28 protein-coding genes are annotated in these 24,610 nt (G+C 40.2%); 19 read left to right on the plus strand and 9 right to left on the minus strand.

The window, feature by feature from the left end; all coding sequences use genetic code 11:
- Window positions 1-273, plus strand: coding sequence for a hypothetical protein (locus tag AC0VYH_RS09315; RefSeq protein ID WP_430247077.1), 273 nt, complete (start codon window positions 1-3; stop codon window positions 271-273).
- Window positions 274-317: 44 nt separating this feature from the next.
- Here AC0VYH_RS09315 and AC0VYH_RS09320 read toward each other — a convergent pair whose 3' ends face one another.
- Window positions 318-755: a hypothetical protein gene (locus tag AC0VYH_RS09320; RefSeq protein WP_430247078.1), complete on the minus strand. Its 438-nt coding sequence runs from the start codon at window positions 753-755 to the stop codon at window positions 318-320.
- Window positions 745-945, minus strand: coding sequence for a YlaI family protein (locus AC0VYH_RS09325; protein WP_194221287.1), 201 nt, complete (start codon window positions 943-945; stop codon window positions 745-747). Before AC0VYH_RS09325 ends, AC0VYH_RS09320 begins: the two co-directional genes overlap by 11 nt.
- A gap of 100 nt (window positions 946-1,045) precedes the next feature.
- On the opposite strand from AC0VYH_RS09325, the gene AC0VYH_RS09330 reads away from it, so the two are divergent.
- Window positions 1,046-1,513, plus strand: coding sequence for a pyridoxamine 5'-phosphate oxidase family protein (locus AC0VYH_RS09330; RefSeq protein WP_475373701.1), 468 nt, complete (start codon window positions 1,046-1,048; stop codon window positions 1,511-1,513).
- Window positions 1,514-1,569: 56 nt separating this feature from the next.
- On the opposite strand, the gene AC0VYH_RS09335 is transcribed toward AC0VYH_RS09330, so the two are convergent.
- Window positions 1,570-2,160, minus strand: a complete 591-nt coding sequence (locus AC0VYH_RS09335) for a YhcN/YlaJ family sporulation lipoprotein (RefSeq protein WP_475373702.1) — start codon at window positions 2,158-2,160, stop codon at window positions 1,570-1,572.
- Between the two features lie 172 nt (window positions 2,161-2,332).
- Here AC0VYH_RS09335 and AC0VYH_RS09340 point away from each other — a divergent pair, with 172 nt between their 5' ends.
- The gene (locus AC0VYH_RS09340; protein ID WP_430247081.1) at window positions 2,333-3,661 is read left to right on the plus strand and encodes a PhoH family protein; all 1,329 of its coding nucleotides are present in this window, start codon (window positions 2,333-2,335) and stop codon (window positions 3,659-3,661) included.
- Here the strand turns inward: AC0VYH_RS09340 and AC0VYH_RS09345 are convergent.
- Window positions 3,658-4,152, minus strand: a complete 495-nt coding sequence (locus tag AC0VYH_RS09345) for a peptidyl-prolyl cis-trans isomerase (protein ID WP_475367223.1) — start codon at window positions 4,150-4,152, stop codon at window positions 3,658-3,660. The genes AC0VYH_RS09340 and AC0VYH_RS09345 overlap by 4 nt on opposite strands.
- A gap of 118 nt (window positions 4,153-4,270) precedes the next feature.
- Here AC0VYH_RS09345 and glsA point away from each other — a divergent pair, with 118 nt between their 5' ends.
- The 5 genes from glsA (at window position 4,271) to pyc (ending at window position 11,337) form a co-directional block, all read left to right on the plus strand.
- The gene (gene glsA, locus AC0VYH_RS09350; RefSeq protein WP_430247083.1) at window positions 4,271-5,200 is read left to right on the plus strand and encodes a glutaminase A; all 930 of its coding nucleotides are present in this window, start codon (window positions 4,271-4,273) and stop codon (window positions 5,198-5,200) included.
- A 105-nt stretch (window positions 5,201-5,305) separates the two neighbouring features.
- Window positions 5,306-5,575, plus strand: coding sequence for an Fpa/YlaN family protein (locus tag AC0VYH_RS09355; protein WP_098445722.1), 270 nt, complete (start codon window positions 5,306-5,308; stop codon window positions 5,573-5,575).
- Between the two features lie 183 nt (window positions 5,576-5,758).
- Complete coding sequence (locus AC0VYH_RS09360; RefSeq protein ID WP_475367224.1) at window positions 5,759-6,193, plus strand: site-2 protease family protein; 435 nt, start codon at window positions 5,759-5,761, stop codon at window positions 6,191-6,193.
- Window positions 6,194-6,718: 525 nt separating this feature from the next.
- Window positions 6,719-7,879 carry a putative lipid II flippase FtsW gene (gene ftsW / locus AC0VYH_RS09365; RefSeq protein WP_430247085.1) on the plus strand — a complete coding sequence of 387 codons (1,161 nt, stop codon included), beginning with the start codon at window positions 6,719-6,721 and terminating at the stop codon, window positions 7,877-7,879.
- Between the two features lie 17 nt (window positions 7,880-7,896).
- Window positions 7,897-11,337: a pyruvate carboxylase gene (gene pyc, locus AC0VYH_RS09370; protein ID WP_430247086.1), complete on the plus strand. Its 3,441-nt coding sequence runs from the start codon at window positions 7,897-7,899 to the stop codon at window positions 11,335-11,337.
- A 33-nt stretch (window positions 11,338-11,370) separates the two neighbouring features.
- On the opposite strand, the gene AC0VYH_RS09375 is transcribed toward pyc, so the two are convergent.
- Window positions 11,371-12,264 carry a COX15/CtaA family protein gene (locus tag AC0VYH_RS09375; protein ID WP_430247087.1) on the minus strand — a complete coding sequence of 298 codons (894 nt, stop codon included), beginning with the start codon at window positions 12,262-12,264 and terminating at the stop codon, window positions 11,371-11,373.
- Between the two features lie 386 nt (window positions 12,265-12,650).
- On the opposite strand from AC0VYH_RS09375, the gene cyoE reads away from it, so the two are divergent.
- The 5 genes from cyoE to AC0VYH_RS09400 all read left to right on the plus strand — a co-directional run bounded on the left by cyoE (window position 12,651) and on the right by AC0VYH_RS09400 (window position 17,554).
- Complete coding sequence (cyoE, locus tag AC0VYH_RS09380) at window positions 12,651-13,592, plus strand: heme o synthase (RefSeq protein ID WP_194221298.1); 942 nt, start codon at window positions 12,651-12,653, stop codon at window positions 13,590-13,592.
- Between the two features lie 108 nt (window positions 13,593-13,700).
- On the plus strand, window positions 13,701-14,726 hold the full coding sequence (coxB, locus tag AC0VYH_RS09385; RefSeq protein ID WP_194221299.1) for a cytochrome c oxidase subunit II: 1,026 nt from the start codon (window positions 13,701-13,703) through the stop codon (window positions 14,724-14,726).
- A gap of 26 nt (window positions 14,727-14,752) precedes the next feature.
- Window positions 14,753-16,591, plus strand: coding sequence for a cytochrome c oxidase subunit I (gene ctaD / locus AC0VYH_RS09390; RefSeq protein ID WP_430247088.1), 1,839 nt, complete (start codon window positions 14,753-14,755; stop codon window positions 16,589-16,591).
- Window positions 16,588-17,205, plus strand: coding sequence for a cytochrome c oxidase subunit 3 (locus AC0VYH_RS09395; protein ID WP_430247089.1), 618 nt, complete (start codon window positions 16,588-16,590; stop codon window positions 17,203-17,205). Before ctaD ends, AC0VYH_RS09395 begins: the two co-directional genes overlap by 4 nt.
- Before the next feature lie 4 nt (window positions 17,206-17,209).
- On the plus strand, window positions 17,210-17,554 hold the full coding sequence (locus AC0VYH_RS09400; protein WP_194221302.1) for a cytochrome C oxidase subunit IV family protein: 345 nt from the start codon (window positions 17,210-17,212) through the stop codon (window positions 17,552-17,554).
- 47 nt (window positions 17,555-17,601) lie between these two features.
- Here the strand turns inward: AC0VYH_RS09400 and ytvI are convergent, their stop codons facing one another.
- Window positions 17,602-18,660 (minus strand): sporulation integral membrane protein YtvI, encoded by a 1,059-nt coding sequence (ytvI, locus tag AC0VYH_RS09405; protein WP_430247091.1) that lies wholly within the window; start codon window positions 18,658-18,660, stop codon window positions 17,602-17,604.
- Window positions 18,661-18,814: 154 nt separating this feature from the next.
- Here ytvI and AC0VYH_RS09410 point away from each other — a divergent pair, with 154 nt between their 5' ends.
- A complete protein-coding gene (locus AC0VYH_RS09410) occupies window positions 18,815-19,180 on the plus strand; it encodes an Asp23/Gls24 family envelope stress response protein (RefSeq protein WP_430247092.1) in 366 nt (121 codons plus the stop codon).
- A gap of 42 nt (window positions 19,181-19,222) precedes the next feature.
- Here the strand turns inward: AC0VYH_RS09410 and safA are convergent, their stop codons facing one another.
- Window positions 19,223-19,852: a SafA/ExsA family spore coat assembly protein gene (gene safA, locus AC0VYH_RS09415; RefSeq protein ID WP_475367226.1), complete on the minus strand. Its 630-nt coding sequence runs from the start codon at window positions 19,850-19,852 to the stop codon at window positions 19,223-19,225.
- Between the two features lie 218 nt (window positions 19,853-20,070).
- Between safA and AC0VYH_RS09420 the strand changes: the two genes are divergently transcribed.
- Together AC0VYH_RS09420 and AC0VYH_RS09425 are read left to right on the plus strand one after the other, a co-directional pair.
- Window positions 20,071-20,802 (plus strand): YugN family protein, encoded by a 732-nt coding sequence (locus AC0VYH_RS09420; protein WP_430247094.1) that lies wholly within the window; start codon window positions 20,071-20,073, stop codon window positions 20,800-20,802.
- Between the two features lie 130 nt (window positions 20,803-20,932).
- Window positions 20,933-22,015, plus strand: coding sequence for a CAP domain-containing protein (locus tag AC0VYH_RS09425; RefSeq protein WP_475367227.1), 1,083 nt, complete (start codon window positions 20,933-20,935; stop codon window positions 22,013-22,015).
- Here the strand turns inward: AC0VYH_RS09425 and AC0VYH_RS09430 are convergent.
- Window positions 22,002-22,496 carry a PaaI family thioesterase gene (locus tag AC0VYH_RS09430; RefSeq protein WP_303531160.1) on the minus strand — a complete coding sequence of 165 codons (495 nt, stop codon included), beginning with the start codon at window positions 22,494-22,496 and terminating at the stop codon, window positions 22,002-22,004. The genes AC0VYH_RS09425 and AC0VYH_RS09430 overlap by 14 nt on opposite strands.
- A 147-nt stretch (window positions 22,497-22,643) precedes the next feature.
- Between AC0VYH_RS09430 and ylbD the strand changes: the two genes are divergently transcribed.
- The 3 genes from ylbD (at window position 22,644) to AC0VYH_RS09445 (ending at window position 23,780) form a co-directional block, all read left to right on the plus strand.
- Window positions 22,644-23,033 carry a YlbD family protein gene (gene ylbD / locus AC0VYH_RS09435; protein ID WP_226612721.1) on the plus strand — a complete coding sequence of 130 codons (390 nt, stop codon included), beginning with the start codon at window positions 22,644-22,646 and terminating at the stop codon, window positions 23,031-23,033.
- Window positions 23,034-23,044: 11 nt separating this feature from the next.
- Window positions 23,045-23,278, plus strand: coding sequence for a YlbE-like family protein (locus AC0VYH_RS09440; protein ID WP_226612723.1), 234 nt, complete (start codon window positions 23,045-23,047; stop codon window positions 23,276-23,278).
- 109 nt (window positions 23,279-23,387) lie between these two features.
- Complete coding sequence (locus AC0VYH_RS09445; RefSeq protein ID WP_475367229.1) at window positions 23,388-23,780, plus strand: hypothetical protein; 393 nt, start codon at window positions 23,388-23,390, stop codon at window positions 23,778-23,780.
- 23 nt (window positions 23,781-23,803) lie between these two features.
- On the opposite strand, the gene AC0VYH_RS09450 is transcribed toward AC0VYH_RS09445, so the two are convergent.
- Window positions 23,804-24,607, minus strand: a complete 804-nt coding sequence (locus AC0VYH_RS09450) for an ATP-grasp domain-containing protein (protein ID WP_430247098.1) — start codon at window positions 24,605-24,607, stop codon at window positions 23,804-23,806.
- Window positions 24,608-24,610: the final 3 nt, after the last annotated feature.

A 24,610-nucleotide genomic window follows, 5' to 3' on the forward strand; every position in this document is an offset into this window, starting at 1 on the left:
TTGAATCTTCAGGATACGATGTATAATTGGCTTAGTATTAAAGTTGTCGCTGATCATCGTAAGGATGATCAGGCAGCGCAAGATACGTGCAGTTTTTTTATGGACATCTTAACAGAAGATCATAATGTTGCGGACTTATCTGTGGAAGTGACTGAGGAATACTACGTCGTTAATTATGTGAAGGATGGGGAAAGCGATTCGAAGAAATTTCCATCTGAATTAATTGAAGCGCTGTTATCCTCGATTGAAAATGAACCAAAGTATAACCAATGAATGAGAAAAAGACGTGCTGAAAGCACGTCTTTCTTAACACAAGGCTATTTCTCATTAAGGGCATAAACACCAAACAAAATCGCTGCATAGATTAAGTGCCCTATTGTCCAGTATCCAATCGCAACGAGGTCAAAGAGATCCGGAGTGGGCTTGATAGCAAGGTATGTTAAAGGAAAATAGAGAAAAACGGTTGGTAGAGTTAATACGTAAGCAAAGATCGCCTGATATACTTTCTTATTAGAGAAAAATCTTGAGCTCCCTAAACTGAAAACAACACCGATGATAAGGGAGATAATAAGATGAAAAACAAATTCAATAAGTTCTGGCCAGTTTATGCTCCCAATAATCGGTATGAAATCAATGTTTAGAAGGAGTGTATAAACGAGTTTGCCAGTAGTGAATTGAATAACCTTTAATATTAGTCCGAGGGCAATCCCAGAAATCGTTCCAGCCAGTAGACCAAGCTTTATTTTACCACTCATCGTTCGATTCATCCTGGTGGAATAATTTAAATTCCCCCGTATCTTTACGTTCTTTTGTTCGCGTCTCAATTCGTTCATTACATGTGTCACACATATAGGTATGGATCGGTCTGTTGCGTAGTTTTTTAGCAAGCGGACTCCCGCTATCGATTTTTTCGATTTTATCACATAATACACATTTTACTCGCATCTTTTACACCTCTCATTCCATGTTGCTAGTATAGCATGAATAACGGTATCCTTTGCAGTATAATGCGTTAGATAACAGGTAATAAAATGGAGGGAATATCATGCCAAATAAAGTCGACCAAACTTTAACGAATGATCTTTTAACGTTACTTAAGAGAGAACAATATGCGCTTCTTTCAACGATTGATTATGAAACAACAGGACCCAATATTAGTGCTATCTCCTGGTTATACGCTGTCAATCGTGAAACTATCGTATTCGCTGTGGATCAGAAATCGAGAATTGTGACAAATATTCAGACCAATGATCATGTTTCGATTACGCTAATTGGAAACGAAAGTACCTATGCGATTACCGGTAGAGCTTCATTAGCGGAGGAGAGGATGCAGGACGTTCCGCTGAAGCTTACGATGTTTACGCTTCAGATTAAAGAAGTGCGAGATGTGATGTTTTATGGTGCGAAAATGTCCGTTGAACCTGTCTATGAAAAAACGTATGATCCTGAAGCAGCTGCAAAATTAGATCGCTCCGTCATGGCTCAACTAAAAAAATCCACCGAAACAAACTAACCGACCCGTTGGGGTCGGTTAGTTTGTTTTATTAGATATCAGTAATAGCCGAAGAATTATTTATCTAAGTCTTGTTTCTCCTGCTGCTGTTTCAATTGTTTTTCTTCTTTTGTGGGTATTTGCTTATCATTTGAGCGAATGGGATCAGGTTCAGATTTGTTCGTTTTACTAGGCACTTCAGGCATTAGCCTTCCGACAATATCAGCAAGCTCTTCCATTACGCCTCCGATTGGATGCCCTCGTTTAATTTCAGTTGCCATTTGCTTCAATCGATAAGTAGTGTCGGCATCAGCTGTAATCACTGCATTAGCTCCATATGGATCCTTTTGAAGTGCTTCAGCTACTGTATATTTGATGGAGCTAACACGAGAACGATCGAGCTTTTGGTTTACATCAATACCGACTACTGCGTATTTTCCAGTAACAATAGCTGTAGCATCATTCACATCAGGTACTTGTTTAGCGATTGTAACAAGATTCTCAGCAATATCTGTAGCTGATAAGTTTTTATTCTCTGGTGTTTTTACGGACTGTTTGACATATTGAACTCGCTCCGTTTTTTCCTTATTTGTAGCAATAGGATCATCATTTGCCTGACAAGCAGTAAGTAGACAAATCACGATGAGACTCCATCGAATCTTAATCATTTCGATTACCTCCGTAATAAGCGATTTATAATAAATCCCTACAGTTTGTTAATTATTTTCTGAATAACCGTCTAACTTTATACACTAGTTCATAGATTATAGAAAACGTAGATAGTCCCAACTGTTTTTCGTACCTGTTAGAGCAACTTAAATTTGGTCAGGAGGCGAAGTGTTGGATAAGGTTTACGTCCTAGATACTAACGTGTTACTCCAAGATCCAAATGCGATTTATTCGTTTGAGACGAATGAAATTGTCATTCCAGCTGTGGTGTTAGAAGAAGTGGATTCAAAGAAAAGGTATATGGATGAAATAGGCAGGAACGCAAGGCAAGTATCACGCATGATTGATGGTTTTCGAGAACGCGGAAAGCTTCATGAGTCGATTCCTCTTGAAAACGGCGGGACGCTTCGAATTGAACTGAACCATCGATCTTTCCAATACTTACAGGATAAATTTGTTGAGAAAACAAACGACAACAGAATTCTGGCGGTCGCATTGAATTTGTTTTTAGAAGAAGGGAAATTAAAGTCTGGTCGAACAGTGATTCTTGTTAGTAAAGATGCTTTGGTTCGTGTTAAAGCGGATGCAATGGGCATACAAGCTGAGGATTTTTTAAGCGACAGAGTTGTTGAATTTAATCAGATTTATACAGGATATGAAGAAAGGTATGTTGATTCAGAAGTACTCAATCAGTTTTTTGAGAAGCATTATATTGACGTCAAAATGTTAAAAGGAAGACCGCTTTATCCCAATCAATACATCATCTTAAAAGACCCGGTTCAAGCCTCGTCATCCGGAATTGGCAAAGTAGATAAGAACTGTAAAAAAGTTGAAAAGACAGCGATGGAAACGGAATATATGTGGGGAATAGGTCCGAGGAATGTACAGCAAAGAATGGCGCTAGATTTGCTTGTTCGTAGCGACATCCCACTTGTAACACTTGTAGGTAAAGCAGGAACAGGAAAAACGCTTTTAGCGATGGCGGCTGGATTAATGCAAACAGAAGATTTAAATCGCTACAAAAAACTTTTTATTGCGAGGCCGATTGTTCCAGTTGGAAAAGATATTGGATTTCTGCCAGGGGAGAAAGAAGAAAAGTTACGTCCGTGGATGCAGCCTATATTTGATAATCTAGAATACCTGTTTAATGTTAAAAAGACGGGGGAGCTTGAAAAGATCCTCTCGGGAATCGGTTCCATTCAAGTAGAAGCATTAACGTACATTCGTGGAAGAAGTTTACCTGATCAATATATTATAATAGATGAAGCACAAAATTTAACCAAGCATGAAGTGAAAACGATCTTAACAAGGGTTGGTGAGGGAAGTAAAATTGTTCTCCTCGGTGATCCACAGCAAATTGACCATCCTTATCTTGATGAATACACGAATGGACTAACTTATGTCGTCGAAAAATTTAAAGACCAGCCGCTTAGCGGACATGTTAAGCTCGAGAAAGGTGAACGTTCTCTGCTTGCCCGCATTGCAGCTGATCTACTCTAGATGACAGTTATACCTGTAACGTATTTAAATGGTTCCGAAGCGTTCGAGCCATTCCCGAAATAGAAATGGGTAGGGCCATCTTCTCTGAGCGGTTTTCCATCTTGGGAAAAGCGAAGAAAGCCGTTCATGGCTTCATCCATTGTCATACTCTGCTTAGAGCCATCTTTAAAATCTAGCTGAACCTTCTCGCTATCGTTAGTAGGATCAGCATTAGATAAAAATGGTTTGAGTGGGATAACGAAACTTCCTGTTAGAATGCGTTCTTTCTCAAACCTTTTGATACTTTTGTTAACAGGAGGTTTAATTCCTGTAAGTTCTCTTTCAAAGCGTTCAGCCTGAGTACGGATGTAATCGTTCTCATTCTTTTCGCTTGAACCATCAAATTTCAAAAATTCCTCTAATTCAATCTTACGATCATCAAATATCCATACGCTTGCGTCTAAAGTAATGGAATAATTGACTTTCCCCTTAATAGGTAGAATCGTCTCCATCTTGTACACCCCACAATCAAAATCTTTTGCAAACCAAGTATACCGGTTATGCTTGCATTTGTCACATTTGGGGAACAGTATGGTGAGAGTCAATTTGTTCCGAGCGGGAGGATTTAAGATGAGATGTCGTACAGAAGAAGAATTAGTGGAACTAGTTAGGAAAAGCAAGCCATTTACGAAAGATGGAAAAGTGGCAGATTATATTCCAGCCCTTGCAAAATCCGATCCAGATAAGCTAGCAATTGCAATCTACTCCAAGGAAGACGGATGTTTATCAGCCGGAGATGTAGGCGAAACGTTTACCCTTCAAAGTATCTCTAAAGTTCTAACACTAGCCTTAGCAATCATGGACTCAGGAGAGGAGCATGTTTTCTCAAGGGTAGGAATGGAGCCTACGGGAGATCCATTTAATTCAATTGCCAAACTTGAGACGATGGTACCCTCAAAACCACTCAATCCAATGATTAATGCGGGTGCTTTAGTTGTTACAAATATGATTCATGGTAGTTCAGTAGAGGAAAAAGTTGGACGCATATTGCAATTAATTCATGACATGACGAATAACACTAGCATTGGAATTAATACTGAAGTAGCTGATTCGGAATATGAATCGGCGAATTTAAACCGAGCATTAAGTTATTTCATGAAGCAGCACGGCATTATTGATGATAATGTTGAAATGCTTCTTGAAGCTTATACAAAACAGTGTGCAATCGAAGTAAACTGTAAAGATCTTGCTAGAATAGGGATGGTTCTAGCCAATGAAGGAAAAGACCCTGAAACGGAAAGAAGGATTATTCCAAGATATATAGCGAGAATCGTGAAAACGTTTATGGTTACATGCGGCATGTACAATGCATCTGGTGAGTTTGCGATTAACGTGGCCATCCCTGCAAAAAGTGGTGTCTCAGGTGGGATTTTAAGTCTTGTTCCAAATGAAATGGGAATTGGTGTTTATAGTCCACCACTTGATGCAAAAGGAAATAGTATCGCTGGAAACAAACTTCTTGAGAATCTTTCTTCACAATATGGACTAAGTATTTTCTAAACACATCCGCGTTTACCCTGCTTTTTCTTGCAATTTTGTTGCATTCCTTTTATGATAATAGAAGGAATGGGAAAGGGAACGGAGGGATCAGATTTGTCAACTGGTATGGCAACAGGACATCGTGAAAAAGCATACGAGCTGTTAAAAGCCGATGCGCATAAGATCCTAAAACTTATCGAAGTTCAAATGGAGAATTTGACGATGCCTCAGTGTCCTCTGTATGAAGAGGTTCTTGATACGCAGATGTTTGGTTTATCTCGCGAAATTGACTTCGCGGTTCGTCTTGGATTAGTAAATGAAGAGGATGGCAAAGAATTGCTTGAATCACTTGAGCGTCAGCTTTCGGCTCTTCATGAAGCTAGTATGAGGAAATAATGAAAGCTCAAACTATCAATGATAGTTTGAGCTTTTTGTTTATTTTCAGTGTTCCTTTACATACAATATATTTTTGACTCATTCACTTTGCAGTTCCGCATTAAGTGATAGTAGCAAGTAGAAAATATGATAGAATACGAATAGGCCGTAAAAGAATTCAGAAGATTTTAGGAGTAGATATGAATGTATGATTTGCTCATGGTGATCCTTGTTATATCTCCCATCAGTTTATTACTTCATGAGGCGGGCCACACAGTGGCAGCCAATGTTTTTACGAAAGCTGGTGTGAAACTACACCTGGGCATAGGTCCAAGAATCTTTACATGGAGACACCCGAGAGGAGAAGTAGCCGTTAACGCTATTTATTTCGCTGGAGGAATGACCATCAGCTCACAACCTGATAAAGCCTATGGGAAACTCGCCATTGCCATAGCTGGTCCACTCATGAATCTTATCGTCGCCGCACTCGCTCTCATTCTGCCATTCCATCCCTCCATCATAGCCTGGGTTCTTTTCTTTAACCTCTGGCTAGGAATAACCAATCTGATCCCATTTAAAATTCTCGGGAAAGAATCAGACGGATGGACCATATTAAAAGTCCTTCTCAAAAAAACTTAATTTCAAAAGGACAGCAGGTTTCACCCAATTCCCATCGAAACCTATACATACTTCGAAAAGCGGAGCGGGCCCGTCTAAATCCGCAGGATGTTGGAGGCCATGAGAGTGAGACGGTTTATGTCTCATTCGAATGGGTGAAACAGCCGGAGGATTTGGCCCGCACAGCTGGACACCGAAAAGCGGAAGTGGGCGTTTAGGGTCGACAAGCGCTGGAGGCCCATAAAAAGAACACGGTCTTTGTGTTCATTTTATGGGGTGAAGCGATCGAGACCCTGCCCACTGCAGCTAGACACCGAAAAGCGGAGACGAGCGTTTAGAAACGGAGATATTGGAGCTCTTGAACTAGAACACAAGATGCGTGTTCTGATTGAAAGTTAAGCAATCTGGGGTCTGGCTACGGTAATCCTTCAACACCACCAATACTTTTTAGTTTCCAAAAGGCGAATAAATCAACAAGTGATTATGAAGTTAACAGTGAGCTGATGCAAACTTCTTAATAGAAAATAAATAGGTAGGATGACGTTTATGATTAAAAAATTATTTAAGCATTATGATTACTCTCTAATCATTAGTGTATTACTTTTGTGCGGGTTTGGGCTCGTTATGGTTTACAGTGCAAGTATGGTATGGGCTGTGATGCGACATGAAGCAAACAGTGCTTACTTCTTCAACAGACAAATCATCTGGTTAGCGGTATCACTCGTTATGTTCCTACTGGCGATGGTCTTTCCATATAAGGCTTATAGGAAATTTATCGTTCCTATACTAGGACTCTCTGTTTTGTCACTACTGCTCGTGAAATTGATCGGATCCACGACGAACAATGCACAAAGTTGGATTGAAATCGGCTCGTTTAGTTTTCAGCCTTCTGAATTCGTCAAACTAGGGTTAATCATTTACCTTGCGGCTATTTACTCCAAAAAACAAGCCTATATTTCTAACTTTGTAAGAGGGGCAATGCCTCCTTTAATGGTCATTGGATTGATTTTTGCGTTAGTTGCTTCACAGCCAGATCTTGGGACGGCAATGATTATCGCATTAACTTCAGGTATTGTCATTGTTTGTTCTGGAATGAAGTGGAGACACATTTTAGGGCTTATCGTCATTGGCGGGATTGTCTTCGCTCTTGCGTGGATGACGCTCTCACCTGAACAGGCATCAAGATTTACTGGAGCTTATGATCCATTTTCGGACCCAGAAGACAGTGGTTTCCATTTAATTAATTCTTATATCGCTATAGCATCAGGTGGAATTACGGGCCAGGGGTTTGGCCAGAGTATTCAAAAATACGGTTTTTTACCTGAACCACATACAGATTTCATTATGGCCATTGTGGCTGAAGAGTTAGGGTTACTCGGTGTTGTATTTGTAGTAGGTTTGTTAGGTTATATCGTATTTAAAGGTTTTGTTATAGGTATTCGCTGTAAGGATACATTTGGTAGCTTACTAGCTATAGGCATTGCTGGTATGATTGGTGTACAAACAGTCGTCAATCTTGGTGCTATAACAGGCTGGTTACCAGTAACAGGTGTCCCACTTCCGTTTATCAGTTACGGTGGATCTTCATTAATTTTGCTGATGATATCAATGGGGATACTAGTGAACGTTTCTGCTTTTGTGAATATAAGGAAAGAGCAGAAAGAAGGTTACGTTAAAAAAGATAATACGATTCAAATGGAGCTTTAGTTTAAGGAGGAAATTATATGCCAGCTATTTCAAAAATTTTAGTTGCTAACCGTGGTGAAATCGCCATTCGAATTTTCCGTGCTTGTACCGAACTGAATATTCGAACCGTAGCTATTTATTCTAAAGAAGATAGTGGATCGTACCATCGTTATAAAGCAGATGAAGCTTACCTTGTCGGAGAGGATAAAAAGCCGATTGATGCCTATTTAGATATTGAGGGGATTATCGAGATAGCGAAGGCGAACGACATTGATGCTATTCACCCTGGTTACGGCTTCCTTTCTGAGAATCTTCAGTTTGCTAAACGTTGTCAGGAGGAAGGTCTTATTTTCATAGGACCTGAACTTGACCATTTACGAATGTTCGGAGATAAGGTAGAGGCTAGAAAACAAGCCATATTAGCAGGGCTTCCAGTCATTCCAGGAACGGATGGCCCTGTAGAAGGACTTGATGAGGTTAAGGCGTTTGCAGATGAGAATGGGTACCCTCTTATGATTAAAGCTGCCCTAGGAGGCGGCGGAAGAGGCATGCGAATCGTCCGAAGTGAAGAATCTTTGGCGGAGGCTTATGATCGTGCTAAATCTGAAGCAAAAGCAGCCTTTGGGCGCGATGAAATTTATGTGGAGAAATTTGTAGAAAATCCGAAGCATATCGAAGTTCAAATTCTTGGAGATAAGCATGGTAATACGATTCACCTCTATGAGAGAGACTGCTCGGTGCAGCGTCGTCACCAGAAAGTTGTCGAGGTAGCACCAAGTGTTTCACTGACACAGGAGTCTAGACGAGACATTTGTGAAGCTGCAGTGAAATTGATGGAAAACGTACAGTATGTCAATGCAGGTACTGTTGAATTTCTTGTTAACCAAGAGGGAGAGTTCTATTTTATTGAAGTAAACCCTCGAGTTCAGGTAGAACATACCATTACAGAAATGATCACGGGAATTGATATTGTTCAATCTCAAATTATGATTGCTGAGGGTGAACACATTCATGGTGATCGACTCGGTATACCGAAACAAGATGACATTGACTGTCACGGGTACGCTATTCAATGTCGTGTAACGACGGAAGATCCTGAAAATAATTTTATGCCTGATACAGGGAAGCTAATGGCGTACAGATCAGGTGGCGGATTCGGCGTTCGTCTTGACGCAGGGAATGCTTATCAAGGTGCTGTCATTACTCCTTATTACGATTCACTTCTTGTGAAGCTATCGACATGGGCACTTAATTTTGACCAAGCCTCATCTAAAATGGTCAGAAACTTAAAAGAATTCCGTATTAGAGGAATTAAAACGAATATTGCTTTCCTTGAAAATGTAATGAAACACGAGAACTTCCGATCAGGCGAATATAATACATCTTTCATCGATTCATCACCAGAGCTATTTGTGTTTCCAAAGCGAAAAGATCGTGGAACAAAAATGCTTTCATACATCGGGAACATTACAGTTAACGGTTTCCCGGGTCTTGATATAAAGAAAAAACCTGCGTTTACGAAACGGAGAGTACCGCATTTAAAATACAGTGAGCCTATACCAAAAGGAACGAAACAAATTCTTGATGAACAAGGTGCAGATGGTCTTGTTAAATGGGTGAAAGAACAGAAGAAAACGTTACTTACCGACACGACATTCCGTGACGGTCATCAATCTCTTCTTGCGACAAGAATGAGAACGACTGATTTATTGCATATTGCAGAGCCGACTGCCCGCATGCTACCCGAACTGTTCTCAATGGAAATGTGGGGCGGGGCTACCTTCGATGTCTCATTACGATACTTAAAAGAAGATCCGTGGGATCGCTTAATTAAGCTTAGAGAGCAAGTGCCAAATGTGATGTTCCAGATGTTGTTACGAGCATCAAACGGAGTAGGATATAAGAATTATCCAGATAATCTCATTCGAGAATTTGTTCAAAAGTCTGCTGACGCAGGAATTGATGTATTTAGGATATTTGATAGTTTGAACTGGGTGGACGGCATGACAAAAGCGATTGAAGCGGTTCGTCAAACAGGAAAAATTGCTGAGGCATCAATTTGCTACACAGGTGACATCTCAAATCCGGATAAGTCGAAGTATAACCTTGAATATTATCAACAGCTCGCAAAAGAACTTGAAGACGCCGGTGCTCATATTTTAGGAATTAAGGATATGGCAGGGTTACTCAAGCCTCAAGCGGCATATAAACTTATTTCAACGTTAAAAGAAACTGTCTCTATACCTATTCATCTTCATACGCACGATACGAGCGGTAACGGGATCTATACATACGCGAAAGCCATTGAGGCTGGTGTAGATATCGTAGACGTAGCCGTAAGTTCCATGGCTGGCTTAACATCTCAGCCAAGTGCCAATTCTTTGTATTATGCAATGGATGGTTCAGAGCGACAGCCGGATATTAGTATTAAAGCGTTAGAAGAATTGTCTCATTACTGGGAAGATACACGTAAATACTATAGTGGATTTGAAAGTGGTATGACCGCTCCACACACGGAAGTATATGAGCACGAAATGCCTGGTGGCCAATATAGCAATCTTCAACAGCAGGCAAAAGGCGTCGGTCTTGGAGAGCGCTGGGATGATGTGAAACGCATGTATCGAAGAGTTAATGAAATGTTTGGAGACATTGTAAAAGTTACGCCTTCTTCTAAAGTTGTAGGCGATATGGCTCTTTATATGGTTCAAAATAATTTAACCGAAGATGATGTGTATGAGCGTGGAGAATCTCTAGATTTTCCTGATTCAGTTGTAGAACTCTTCCAGGGATACCTTGGCCAGCCGTATCAGGGCTTTCCTAAAGAACTTCAGCAAATTATTCTTAAAGGTAGAGAGCCGATTACTTCAAGACCTGGAGAGTTTCTAGAACCTGTTAACTTTACGGACTTAAAGGAAACTCTTTATCACAAATTGAATCGTCAAGTAACTAGCCATGATCTGATCTCTTATGCTCTTTACCCGAAAGTCTATCTAGAGTATGCAGAGGTTCAAGAGATGTTTGGGGATGTATCCGTTCTAGATACACCAACCTTCCTTTATGGCATGCGACTTGGAGAAGAAGTTGAGGTCGAGATCGAACAGGGGAAAACGCTTATCGTCAAGCTTGTCTCGGTTGGAGAGCCTAATCTAGAAGGCAAGCGCACCCTTTACTTCGAATTAAATGGTCAGCCGCGTGAAGTTGTGATTAAAGACGAAAATATCAAAACGGCAATTGCGGCTAAACCAAAAGCGGATCGCACTAATCCAAATCATATTGGAGCAACGATGCCGGGAACTGTCATTAAAGTTCTAGTTGAAAAAGGAGAAAGAGTAAACAAAGGTGATCACCTCATGATCACAGAAGCGATGAAAATGGAGACAACCGTCCAGGCACCTCGTAGTGGCACAGTGGAACATATTCATGTGGCTAATGGAGAGGGAATTGAATCGGGAGACTTATTGCTAGAAATGAATGAATAAGAAAAAAGCTGCGCAATTTTGCGCAGCTTTTTTCTATTGCCTGCCACTTCGAAGTGAAAGCATAACAAGGTAGAGAAGAACTGTAAATAAACCAGATATAAAGAGTCCGTGGAAAAGCGCGAGAAACAAATTCAGGTTTGAAACGACTACTAGAATACCGCTCAACGCCTGTAAACAAATGAAAACAAAAGCTAAAATAATACCAGTTCGCATCGTTCCTTTGTTTTTAAACTCTCGTAATCCTATGATGAGAATGTAGAGTAACCATACAAAGATGAGTACGGCTGCCGTTCGGTGTAACATCTGAATCCCCTGTGGTCCAGAGAAAGCGAACAGCTGACCATCGCTACAAAATGGAACTTTGTCACAGGCCATACTGGCGCCTGTATGGCGTACGAGGGCTCCTGTATAAACGACTATATATGAATAGATTGTAATCGCGTATAAATGAAAACGAATACGTTTAGGAACATGAGGCGTTCTTTTATTCCCAGACGCTTCAAAAACGAGTATAGTTAGCAAAACAACACTCGCAAAACTAGCAAGTGAGAAACCAAAATGAGAAGCAAGAATAATATCTGATTGGCCCCATACTACAGCGGCAGCGCCTAACAAACCTTGAAACACGATTAAGAAGACAGAAGCAATCGCTAAAAATTTTGTTTCTCGAATGTGTCCGATTTTTCGCCAAGCCCATATGGCAAGAATAATCACGAGCAGACCGAGGGCTGCTGAAACAATCCGATGACTGACTTCGATGATCGTTTCTATCTCTGGTGCTTCAGGTAGAACCTTTCCATAGCATAAAGGCCAGGAGTTCCCACAGCCATCACCCGACCCTGTTTTCGTTACAACTGCACCCATTAAGAGTACGAGAAGCATTCCAAGTGACGTAATAATCCCGAATAATTTCAACAATTTATTCACAAATAACACCTTCTTATCTAATTGTGTGTAAATCATAGTACAATGAATGTGTGAAGAGGCAAGCACATCTTTGCACGAATGAAAGGATGAGCTCCCATTATGAAACGACGTATACAAAACAATTAGATTCGTTTATAATGGATAAGGATTGCGGATACTGCTTCCTTTCACAAAACCAACATTATCTTACCATAGCTGTTAGCGAGTTTTAATAGCAAGATGTGAAGATTGAATTACATTTTGTTTAACAGCATGTGAGTAACCTGGAGGGGTAGACGTGATACAACATAATGATCAGGGCTTACACAGTCTTCTAATAAGATTGTCTAACATGAACGATAGAATGACTGATTTACTTCAGTCAAATGAAAAAGGAGGTGTGTAGATTGAGTAAAGCTAGAACTGCATACGAAGCATCTAATCGCGTTATGGAGCCAGGCCCGCTATCAGAAGCAAATCCATCTGGTACGTGGAAAGATTTTCTGACACTTACGAAATTAGGCATTGTATTTGATAATTTAATTACAGCTTTTACTGGCTTATGGGTGGCATCAGTTGCTGCAGGATTTGATCTATTCGCTAATCCAATGGTACTCATTCTAACGATGTTGGGAACAGCTTTTGTTGTTGCCGGGGGAACATCTTTGAATAACTACATTGACCGTGATATTGATCAAGTGATGGCGAGAACGAATACGCGTCCCTCAGTTACAGGTAAAATTCCTGCTAACCAGGTATTATTTGTAGGTCTTGGCTTAGCCATTGTAGGTACGATAATGCTATTGATTGTTGAGCCAATGGCTGCTTTATTGGGTCTTTTAGGACTTGTTATATACGTTGTGTTATATACAATGTGGACAAAGCGTACAACTTCTTTAAATACAGTAGTCGGGTCATTTTCAGGTGCACTTCCGCCGCTTATTGGCTGGGCTGCAATTGATCCTAACTTAAGCCCTGTAGCATGGGGAATGTTTTTAATCATGTTTATCTGGCAGCCTCCACACTTCTTAGCACTCGCTATGAAGCGTGTAGATGATTATCGTGATGCTGGAATTCCAATGCTACCTGTTGTAGCAGGTTTTCCAATGACGAAGCGCCAAATCGTTTTATATACGGCTGCTTTAGTACCAGTGTCACTATTGCTATACAGCTTTGGACCAGTGTACATCACTGTCGCAGCAATCCTTGGTTTTGGATGGCTAGCGATAGGAATTGCAGGATTTTTCATGAAGGACGATATTAAGTGGGCGAGAATTATGTTTGTTTATTCGCTTAACTATATAACAATCCTGTTTATTGTTATGATTGCAGTAAATATTAATCCTTAAAAGGATGATTAATGTATGGTCAGACAAGGTGGGTAGGATGCCCTCCTTGTCTTCCTATAACTCAATTTTGAGTAAAAGCTACTAAAGAAAGTGAGGTTTAAGGTGCAAATGAAACGTTGGAAAAATGTTTGGCGTTTTTTACCACTGCTATCGGTAATTGCGTTAGCGCTTACGGGTTGCGGTAACGAACAACTAACAGCTATGCTCCCTAAGGGAGAAGGGGCTGAAATGCAATTTAATCTCATGATGTTAAGCCTTTACATCATGATCGGGGTTTTCGTTGTAGTAGCACTCATTTATACAGTTGTGCTTGTTCGTTTTAGACGACGTGGTGAAAGCGACAATGAAATTCCAGAACAAACGGAAGGTAATGTCGTTCTTGAGATTCTATGGACTGTAGTTCCTATTATCCTTCTTTTGATCCTTGCCGTTCCGACAGTAATGACTACGTTTGCATTAGATGAGGGCACTGAAAAAGTACCTGAAGGTGCAACCGTTGTCAAAGTAACAGCTCATCAGTATTGGTGGGAATTTGAGTATCCTGATCTTGAAGTGAAGACTTCTCAAGATTTACACATTCCAACAGGAGAAAGAGTTTATTTTGAACTCGTTTCTAAAGATGTCACACACTCTTTTTGGGTTCCGACTCTAGGTGGAAAAATGGATACGAATACAGCTACAGAGAATAAAATGTGGCTAAATGCTCAGGAACCAGGTACATATTATGGGAAGTGCGCTGAGCTGTGTGGACCATCACACGCTTTGATGGACTTTAAAGTAATTGCTCAAGAAAAAGAAGATTTTGAAGCATGGGCAGAAAACATGAAAGAAGCTGGTTCACAGGCAGCTTCTGATCAAGCAGCTCAAGGGGAAGAAATCTTCGCAAACAGCTGTATTGGCTGTCACGCCGTCGGCAGTGAAGGCGGTAACACAGGTCCGAACTTAACAAACTTTGGTGACCGCGAGAAAGTAGCGGGCGTTCTCGAGCATACAGATGAGAACATTAAGGGCTGGATTAGCGATCCATCGGAATACAAACCTGGTAATAACATGCCTGCGTTTGGAGATCAGCTAAAAGATGAAGAGCTTGATGCTTTAGTTGTTTACTTGCAAGGACTAAAAGTTGAAGAATAGTCATCGGAAATAAGGAGGTTTAATACGTGTCAGCACATGCTTATAAAAAGAAAAATCCTGTATGGGATTGGCTTACTACCGTTGACCATAAGAAGATCGGGATTCTCTATCTCGCTTCCGGTGCTTTCTTCTTTCTACTCGGTGGTTTAGAAGCAATCTTACTGCGGGTGCAGTTGCTTTATCCAGAATTTGATTTTGTGGGAGCTGAAACATTTAACCAGCTGCTTACGATGCACGGGACGACAATGATCTTCCTGGCAGCCATGCCGCTCATATTTGGGTTTATGAATGCGATCATTCCGCTTCAAATTGGAGCGCGAGACGTAGCGTTTCCATTCGTTAACTCATTAGGCTTTTGGCTATTTACAGCGGGTGGTATCCTACTGAACCTTGGTTGGTTCATGGGTGGAGCACCGGATGCTGGTTGGACCGGTTATGCACCACTATCAACAACAAGTCCAGGGAACGGAGTCGATTTTTACGTTCTAGGGCTTCAGATCTCAGGTATCGGAACGTTAATCGGGGGAATTAACTTCCTAGTTACCATCATAAACATGCGGGCACCGGGTATGACATTTATGCGTATGCCGTTGTTCACATGGTCTAGTTTTATTACTTCTGGTCTTATTCTTTTTGCCTTCCCTGCTCTAACAATTGGTCTAGCGCTACTCATGTTTGACCGTTTGTTCGGATCGCAGTTCTTCGCAGCTGAAGCGGGAGGTAACCCGATTATTTATGAACATCTATTCTGGATCTTCGGGCACCCGGAAGTTTACATTCTAGTTCTACCTGCATTTGGTATGTTCTCTGAAATCATTGCAACATTCGCAAGAAAGCGTCTGTTTGGTTATTCAGCAATGGTTTTCGCAACAGCTCTTATTGGTTTCTTAGGCTTTATGGTATGGGTTCACCATATGTTTACAGTGGGACTAGGACCAATTGCCAACTCTATTTTTGCTGTTGCAACAATGTTAATCGCAGTTCCGACTGGGGTTAAGATCTTTAACTGGCTCTTTACAATGTGGGGAGGAAAAGTGAGCTTCCCAACCGCAAACTTATTTGCAGTAGGATTTATTCCTTCTTTCGTACTTGGTGGTATGACAGGGGTAATGCTAAGCGTTCCACCTGCTGACTATCAGTACCACGATAGCTACTTCGTTGTAGCTCACTTCCACTATGTAATTGTTGGTGGGGTAGTGTTCGGTCTATTTGCCGGTATGTACTACTGGTGGCCGAAGATTTTTGGAACAGTATTGAACGAATTTCTCGGAAAGCTTCATTTCTGGTTATTCTTTATCGGTTTCCATTTAACGTTCTTCCCGATGCACTTCCTCGGACTTATGGGAATGCCGCGTCGAGTTTATACGTATCTTTCTGGTCAAAGTCTTGATGAAGCGAACTTCGCAGCAACGATGGGTGCTTTCTTAATGGGACTTGCAACAATCATTATGGTTTGGAACATTATCCAAACTTCTGTTAAAGGTAAAAAAGCTGGAAATGACCCTTGGGACGGTCGTACGCTTGAATGGGCGATTTCATCACCAGCTCCAGAATATAACTTTGCACAAACACCGCTAATACGTGGTCTTGATGCATGGTGGTTAGAAAAACGAGCAGGTAATAAAGCTATGGTTGCCGCGGAACCTTTAGATGATATCCATATGCCGGATTCTTCTATTCTTCCACTTGTTCTTTCTCTTGGGTTGTTTATTGCGGCTCTTGCAGCGATCTATTCAAACTGGATAATTGCAATAGGTGGACTTGTGATCACGGCATTAGCGATGATCCTTCGCTCTGTCATTGATTATCACGGATACCATATCCATAAGGAAGATCTGCCTGATGAAGGGAGGGAAGGCAAATGAAATCGAACGAAGCAATGACTAAGTTGCCTGCCAATCCAGAACGGGCTACGTTAGATGGTAAAAATAAATTTCTTGGTTTCTGGTTCTTCCTTGGAGGCGAAACCGTGCTTTTCGCCTCGCTTTTTGGGGTATACTTAGGACTAAGGAATGCAACAAACGGTGGCGTTACATCGAATGAACTGTTTGAACTTCCACTTGTTTTTATTGCGACAATGCTTTTATTATCAAGTAGTTTAACATCGGTGTTTGCTACGATGGCACTTAAAACAAATCATTTTAAGCGTATGATTGGCTGGTTTGTGGTGACTGGACTTCTAGGTCTTGCTTTCCTAGGTCTTGAAATTTATGAATTTAATCACTATGTACATGAATACGGTCATACGATTAAAAGCAGTGCATGGGGATCTGCTTTCTACACGCTTGTAGGTACTCACGGAGCTCACGTATTAGTGGGGATTTCCTGGATTACGATTCTTATTATTCGTAATCTAAGAAGAGGAATGGACCTGTATACAGCACCGAAGTTTTATCTCTTTGCTCTTTACTGGCACTTTATTGATGTTGTATGGATCTTCATCTTTACAGTGGTTTACCTAATGGGAAAGGTGGGTTAATTTTATGGCACATCATGAAGGTCACGATACTCTGTCAGAGCACGATCAAAGTCATCTCGACATTCATCACGAGATTGCTCATGAGAAGGAATTTAAGCAACAACTTGTTTCCTTTGCCATGATGATTTTCCTGACGATGATTGCGTTCGTAGCAGTAGCTAGCGATGCGATATCTGATGCTTTTACAGTTGTTTTTATCATGATCCTAGCTGGTATCCAACTCGTATTTCAGCTATACATGTTCATGCATTTAAGCCACAAAGGGCATCAGTATCCTGCATGGGGAATATTCTTTGGAGTATTCGTAGCTGGCACGTGTGTTGTCGCCCTAATGGGTATGATTTGGTAAAATGATCCAAAAGAAGCTGTTTCCATATGGAAACAGCTTCTTTTTCGTTAAACTTTGAAATTAATTTTAATTAGCCCGGCTTCTCTTGCAGAGTTAAAGGCAATGAGAAGGATTGGCCCGATGATGAAGCCCATAATACCGAGGAGTTTCAAACCAATGTACATGGATATTAACGTAGACAACGGAGATAGTCCGATATGTCGTCCCATTACTTTTGGTTCTACTGTTCGACGAATGACTAGAAGCACAACCGCTAGAATCGCCATTTGACTTCCAGTGGCTATATCGCCAGTTATTAAATAATAAATCGCCCAGGGTCCGAGTATAACGATCGAACCAATAATCGGTATAAAATCAATGACCCAAATGATAAACGCCATTAGAAGGGCAACCTTCGGCGTAATGAATAAGAGTCCAATTAAACTAACAAAGAAAATGATGATGCTGACAAGAAACTGAGCTTTAAAAAAACCAAAAATGACGTAGGAAAGGCGCCCGGTCATGAATTGCACTTTTTCTGCCGTTTGTTGTGATAAGTAAGAATAAGATTGCTTCTTCAGTCTCGGAAGATCCATCAAGAATAAGAAGAGGGCAATTAAGTATACAACAATGCTAACTAAATAATTTGGAATTCCTGTGACAATGATGGTAATGATTTTTAAGTAATCAATGCTACTGATGGTATCCTTTGTATTTTCAAGAAATCGATCAACCTGATTGGTGAATTCTTGAACAAATTCAGGAGGAAAACTTTTGGATACGGCCTCCATGTTGGATTCCATACTATCCCACATCTGGGTGATGTTTTGTATGTACAGAGGGGAGTTCTCGACTAGCACTATTCCTTCAGTAATCACTTTTGTAATAAGGAAGTAGCCTAGTAATGAAATGAAAATAACAAATAATGTAAAGACAATAATCACTGGAAAGTACCGTTTTATTTTCGTATTCTTTTGAATCAGTTTAACAGCTGGATCAAGAGCTAGAGCACTGAAAAACGCGAGAATAAGCGGAATGGAGACGGGTAAGATCCAGAAAGCAAGCACTGCTAAAATCGCAATGACAAGTAAAATTAATATAAATCGCTTTGTGAGGAACTTTGGCAATCTTGTTCTCCTTTCTAAGTCAAACCATCTTCTTATATTATAGTACGGACGATTACGCTTTACCAGTAGAGAGAAATGAATTATTAGACGAATATTTCATTTTCAGCTATTCATATAATATTAAGAGTGTATGCAAGAGGGGGGAAGGATCATCATGAGAAAATCATTCCATCAAGGAAGCCTAACCATCTCAGAGAGCGTCATTGACTTTATTTTAGAAGTAGCGATTAATGAAACGCCGGGCGTGAAATTTATTCAAGCACCTGTTAAAAAGACATTGAGAAAGATGGTTGGGAAAGGGAAGAAGTCCTCTTTTCAATTTGATAGTTACCAGGAAGACGCGGGTTTATCACTTAAAGTAGAAGTGGCAATTGGTTTTGGAGAAATCATTCCCTATACATGCTTTGTTCTTCAAGAGAGAATTAAAAATGATATAGAAAAAATGACGGGGTTACACGTGGAAGAAGTGAATGTGCTTGTATCAGCCTTATCTATTACAGACGAGGACCTTAAAGAATAAATCCATATAGAAAAGCCTCTCTAGACAAAGAGGCTTTTCTGATTACTTTGAGGTGAACATTTGTGTCCAGTAATGACCGTATGAACCACCTGAGATGTATCCGACGCCAATCTGTGTATAACCAGAATTTAAAATGTTTTTTCGGTGTCCTTCGCTATTCATCCACGCTTGAACGACTTCTTCAGGTGTTGCTTGTCCAGCGGCAATGTTTTCTCCGGCACTTCGATAGGAAACGCCAAAATTCTCTAGCATAGAGAAGGGAGAACCGTACGTAGGCGACTGATGAGAAAAATAATTTTTATTTCTCATATCTGCTGATTTGTATCTGGCTACTCTAGCCACTTCCCAATTCCACGTTAGTGGCGACAATCCATTTTTCGCACGCTCTGCATTTGTTAAATCCATCACTTGTTGTCCAACGTCTTTAGACTTTCGAATCGATGGATTTGCTGTAGGTACGTTGACACGATCGCCCGGATAAATAAGATCTGGATTATCGAATTGAGGATTTGCACTGATTATCTCAGTAAGTCCGATTTTATAGCGTTTGGAAATTTTCCACAGCGTGTCACCAGATTTTACTGTGTATGTACTCTGTGCATGTGCATAAGTTGGTGCTAATAGTGAAGTTATGAGAAGAAATACCATTAAAAAAGATACTGATTTTCTCATGAAATCATCTCCTTTCTAGCGTAGTTTCACCAGAAGCGACCGATTTCACTCAGATTATTATTATTTGTTTTGATTTCATGTAATTTCTTTTCGATTGGACAGGATAATAATGTATGGATTATCCATGTGAAAACGAAGTAAACATTGCAACCACACTGCCCCTTATACTATTATTAAAGAGTGGACATGTTGTGAATTACAAAGGAGGCAAACGAATTATGAAATTTGACAAGACTGGTCTGGAATCTACGATCGTTCAATTTTCCATTCTAGATCATATTATGCATGAAAACGGTTTAGTTCTTGCTGGTCAATGGGATTATGAACGAGTTACATACGATTATAAATTTGAGGATATGACAAATGGTGACGTTTACTATCTTCGAGTTCCTGGTGTAGCTATCGAGGGAATGGTTGAATCTTCTTATGCCGTGATCAAGCTTGGTAAGCCTTACTTAGGAAAGCACTATTATCCTCACGGTGTGGAGTATGACGAAGAATTTCCTGATACGATTATTAACACATGTAACAAAAAGCTTGAAACCCTTCGTGATCAGCTAGGATCGGCACTTCAACGAAGCATGGTATCTGTTGGAGATATTGCTAAATATGTTACTCCGAGTAAGCCTTCTGATAGCGTTGCCGAAGCGGCTGCGACTATGAAGAATGAAAATGTCACGATTGTTCCCGTTTGTGATGGTGAAAATCTGGTTGGAATTGTGACAGATCGAGCAATTGCGGTTGGTGGTTTTGCTGATAATCAAGCCGGCATGACTAAAGTTGAGGAACTCCTCGAAAAGCCATCTATGACTTTGGCGCCAGATATGAAGCCTGAGCAGGCTGCTGAGTTAATGAATGAATCCCGTCTAACAGAGGTTATTGTAGTCGACGGAGAGCGTTTTGTCGGAATCGTATCTTACTTCCATCTAAAAGAAAAAATAAACGCTTAAATGAGAAGAGCCAGGTGCTCTTCTTTTTTTACTTTTAAGGTGATTAATCTAAGCGCCATAGAGGCTAACCGTTGCGGTGTACAACAGAGATAAGGCATAATAGATACAATGAAATGGAGGCGAACGAATCATGAAAAATATACTTCGCTTCACTTTGCTGATTGTTGTCATCGTGATCGGGATAGATGTTTATGACAAAATTGAGTGGAGTCATTTAGGACAGGAAGTTGAACGTATCATTAATGAAGAAAAGTTTGTTCTTGAAGAAACTACGGAAAAGTCTCCAACTCAACAAGACGAAGTGAAAAAAGATGAGCCGTTGCCAGAGCTTAAAGGACTGGAGAAATGGGTAGGAGAAGGACAAGAAACGATTGAATCTAATTTGGGGAAACCAGACAGAGTGGATCCCTCACCGTTTGGGTATGACTGGTGGATTTATGAGCAGTCCCATTCTGCTTATTTACAGGTTGGTATTGAAAATGAACAGGTAGTGACGATTTTCTTTATGGGGAATGTTGACGCTGGTGAACGATACCCAATGGGTGAGAAAGCGGCTGATATATTTAAAGAAGAGAAGCCTCTAAATGAAATCCCTGTTAAGGTAGATCAATATGATTATCGGTTTCAGCTTACTGAAGAAGAAAAACAGCTTAAGCCTTTAATTAAAATACATGAGGATTTATACGCACAGTATTATTTTGATAAGTTTAACGGTAGTTTACGTGCTGTTAGGATTGCAGAGCCGAGTGTACTAGTAAAGCAAAGACCTTATGCGGTTTCTTATCGTGGCGAACTGCTTGAAACGGAGTCGCTATCACAGGGTGAATGGGATCAAGTCGAAGATGCAATGGAAAAACAAATTTTTTCGATGACAAACGTGTTGAGAAATTTATCTGACAAGCAATCGTTAAGCTATAATAATGAAGTTTCAGAAGTTGCCTTTGGACATAGCAAGGATATGGGAGAAAATGATTACTTTTCTCATACTTCACCATCGGAAGGGGAGCTTTCCGATCGCTTAAAGAAGGGCGACGTTCTCTATAGCTATGCCGGAGAGAACATCGCTGCAAGATATCCAGATGCTGGAGCGGCGATGATTGGCTGGTTAAACAGTAAAGGTCATCGTGAAGCTCTATTGAATGAAGACTTCACTGAAATTGGTGTAGGGGTTTATCGTGAATATTACACACAGAATTTCATTAAACCTTTCTAGGAATAACCATGAAGTTTCCGGTAGCAGTAGCGATTAATTTCAGATCATCACGGTAGACGTTTGCTTTCACAACCCATCTTTCGTCACCTTTAAACACTACATGAGATTGGCACCTTAACTCATGACCATCCCCTTTCGCCAGAAAGTGAATGTTCATTTCAGAAGTCACTGCTGCTTTGTCAGAAGGGAGCGATTGGTGAACAAGTGAGCCCATTGCAATATCAATTAATGAAGCGGTTATTCCACCATGAACGATATGCAATGGGTTATGAACAAGTTCTTGATTCGGAATAATACTTTCATAAGTGTCTTCATCAAGTTTTTTACTCCTAATCCCCATGAACCCAGCTAGATAGGTTTTATAATGATCTTGCTGTTTTTTTAGCACACCCTCAAGCAGGAAGCGTAGGGAGTGTTTTTCTTGCTCATTTGCTTCATCTAAAATTTGTGAAATTAACGTATGTATTGATTCGTTTTCCATATAATCTACCTTCCTTTTCCAGTGTGCGATTATTTTTAGTTTACCAGTAATGGTCGAATACACCAATAAATAGGCGCACAATTGTTAAAAGTCTAATTATGATGTAGTAAGACCATTTTGGTTTGTATGGAAATGGAGGTGGCGAATTTGCCTGAAGCAAAAGAAAAAGGAACTCAAAAGGTTCAGGAATTTAAGACATTCGTCAAAGCTCATCCTCATGTGCTAAAAAAAGTGAAGCGAAAGGAAAAAACGCTTCAAGAGCTATTTGAGGAATGGATGCTTTTTGGTGAAGACGATGCTAGCTGGTATGAAGAAGAAATGGATGAAAATCAGGAAGAAGTTACAGAAGAGAAAAGCATTGGTGGCATGTTATCAGCATTAAAACAAATGAATTTTGAAGAAGTTCAAAAAGGGATCGAACAATTTAGTGGAGCTGTTTATTCTATTCAAGAAGTTTTATCACAATTTCGTTCGAAACCAAAACCACAATCTCCGTATTCTCAATCACACTCCCCGTTTCCCTTTCGACATGACTAGGAGGAGATCACATGCGTGAAGAAGTACAGGAGTTTCTCGCTAACCGGCAGGATCTGGTGCTATTTCTACGTAATCAGCCTAGCTGGTATCGGCGTTTAAGTAGAGAACCGTTCGCACTGAAAGAATTTGAAGAAGCCTCTAAAACATTTTATGGTCAGACGTTCCCACAACGGGTTGATCGCTTTCAAAATCAATTAAATATGGTGAATATGATGCTAGCGTTAGTGACCCAATTAAAAAATTAGGGTCTTTTTTTATGGTTGCGTAGGCTGGTTTTCTCAATTGATTTAATCATATCTTCTTATTTTTTATTATTCTTAGGGCACACTTATGTTTAAAGGGGTGTGATTGAAGATGTTGTTGAAGCGTGGTAAAAGACAGCTAATGATCATTGTGTTGATGATTGGCTGTTGTGTTCCGGTAGTTGGATTTAGTCAAGCTTTACAGGATAACGTCGCAGCTAAAGAAAACACTGAGCCTGTTGTCGTTAATCACAGAGTGAAAAATCATAACGTCTTTATTGAATGCTTAATTCCTAATTTTTCATTTGATAAAGAGAATACAGAAAAAGAGTACCATGGACATCTTAATGTATATCTTGACGGTGTGAAGCATCAAACTGTAGAACGTGCAGCTTTTGTTATTCGTAATTTACCGGAAGGCAAGCATACGATTCGTTTAGATATTATGAGAGAAGATGGAGGAAGGTATTTATCCTTGAAAGAAATGAAAGTGGAAATAAAATAAGCCTCTTTTCAGGAGGCTTTTGCTTAGGAGATTTGTTTGAAAGGTGTTGTCGGCGGTACGATAGGTGGAAACTGCTCCTGTAAATAATTAAATATCACGTTCTCTACATGGATACCCTGTTGAACAAGCGCCTGGTTTCCAAACAAACAATTGAATTCAAGAAAGTAGTACTTTCCGTTTGCATACACAACGTCAAATCCTGCGTGGTTGATTCCGAGAGCTTTGGCTGTTCGATCAACGAGCTCGAGTGCTTCGTCAGGAATTTGGTGGAAAGACAGCTTTCCTCCCTGAGCGACGTTATTAAGGAATGACTCTCCTCCAACACGCCAATAGGCCGATACAACTGTATTACCTACATAAACAACTCGGAGGTCTTTTTCTATTGGTAAATATTCTTGTACATAGAGAACGTCGTTACGCTCTGCATAAGTTAGAAATTCTTCTTCAGAACGGATAAGGAACACGCCATTTCCCATAGAACTGCGTACTTCCTTTGCAACGAAAGGGAAGGGGAATGTATTTAAAATACGTTCAATTGTGTCTTTAGAGCGACCTGCAATTTCGGTGTAAGGCATTAGATCTGGTGAAAGTGACCAGAAGGCTCTTGTCATTTCCACTTTATCAAATCCAAGTTGAATAGATTGGATGGATGGAAAGATTTTTTTATTTAGACCATAAACAAGAGAGTTCACTTGCCACTTTTCTGGAAATAATAGCACATCAGCTTTTCTAATTTCATCAATTTCTTTAAACATATGATCGGGTTTAACATAAGTAATACCTGACATGCCTAGCGTACGAAACGGATTGAACGTAATAAGTTTCACAGT

Source organism: Anaerobacillus sp. QJM3NY_32 (assembly GCF_056173645.1).